Below are 1,502 nucleotides of genomic sequence, written 5' to 3'. Positions count from 1 at the left end.
ATTCGAGCTCGGTCCCGGGGATCCTCTAGAGTCCGACCTCAAGTACGCCAACGGCACCCTTTCGCACGCGAAGCTCATGCGATCGATCGAGCTGTACGGTACGAAGGTCGCCCCCCTCGTGTCGGAGATGCTCTCGGCATCCTGAGTAGCATTCAGGCATGACGGATGCCGCTGCCTCTCCCTCTGCGCCGACGCCGACAGGTATCGACGTGGGGGAGCGGCTGGACGCTCTCCCGTTCACCCGCCGGCACCTGCGGGTCTTGACCGGTTCGGGTCTCGGCTGGGCGCTGGACGCGATGGACGTCGGCCTCGTCTCCTTCGTGCTGACCGCGTTGATCGCACAGTGGTCGTTGACCGGCGAGCAGGCGTCGTGGATCGCGTCGGCCGGTTTCGTCGGCATGGCGGTGGGCGCGAGCCTGGGCGGTCTGCTGGCGGATCGTTTCGGCCGCCGCTCGGTATTCGCCGTCACGCTGCTCGTCTACGGTCTGGCAACCGGCGCAAGCGCTCTGGCCGGGGGACTCGCGGCTCTCATCGCCCTCCGCGTCATCGTCGGGCTCGGTCTGGGAGCCGAGCTGCCGGTGGCGAGCACGTACGTCAGCGAGGTCGCGCCGGCGCGCATGAGGGGCCGGCTCATCGTCATCCTCGAGGCGTTCTGGGCCCTGGGATGGACGGCGGCGGCGCTGATCGGCTTCTTCGTGATCCCGGCATCCGCCGACGGATGGCGCTGGGCCTTCGCGCTGGGGGCGATCCCCGCGATCTACGCGCTCATCGTCCGCTGGTCGCTGCCGGAGTCGCCGCGATGGCTCGCGCGACGCGGACGCCACCGCGAGGCCGACGCGGTCACCCGCACGTTCGAGTCGTCGCCGGCACTGCAGGGAACGCCTCGTCGCCATGCCCCGGTGGGCACCGCGGCCGGCGCACAGCTGGCGGACCGCGGCCTGCGCGCACTGTGGTCGGGCGAGTTCCGCGTGCGCACGGGAGCGCTGTGGATCGTCTGGTTCTGCGTCAACTTTTCGTATTACGGCGCGTTCATCTGGATGCCGACGATCCTCTTCGCGCAGGGGTATGGGCTGGTGAAATCGTTCGGCTTCACCCTGATCATCACGCTCGCACAGTTGCCGGGCTACGCCGTGGCGGCCTGGCTCATCGAGGTATGGGGGCGGCGCGTGACGTTGTCCGTCTTTCTGGCGGGATCCGCGGTCGCCGCGCTGTTCTTCGGCACCGCATCGACGGAAGGCGTGATCATCGCGGCCGGGATGGCGCTGTCGTTCTTCAACCTCGGTGCCTGGGGCGCACTGTACGCCGTCACGCCGGAGAACTACCCCACGTCGCTGCGTGCGACCGGGGCGGGTTGGGCCGCGGGTGTCGGGCGCATCGCGTCCATCGTCGCGCCGTTGAGCGTGCCACCGCTGCTCGCCATCGGCGGCGCGCCGCTGCTGTTCATCGTGTTCGCCGCCTTCTTCGTGCTGGACTCTAGAGGATCCCCGGGACCGAGCTCGAAT

General features: G+C 69.1%; 1 protein-coding gene. It reads left to right on the top strand.

What is annotated here, in order from left to right:
* Window positions 1-158: 158 nt before the first annotated feature.
* Window positions 159-1,502 (top strand): MFS transporter (locus I5I_RS06330; protein WP_036317745.1); only part of this gene is annotated, 1,344 nt, incomplete at its 3' end.

It is taken from the genome of Microbacterium sp. B24 (genome assembly GCF_000333415.1).
Lineage (GTDB): Bacteria > Actinomycetota > Actinomycetes > Actinomycetales > Microbacteriaceae > Microbacterium.
The sequence above is the reverse complement of the archived record's forward strand: the minus strand, read 5'-3'. Positions and strand labels throughout refer to the sequence as shown.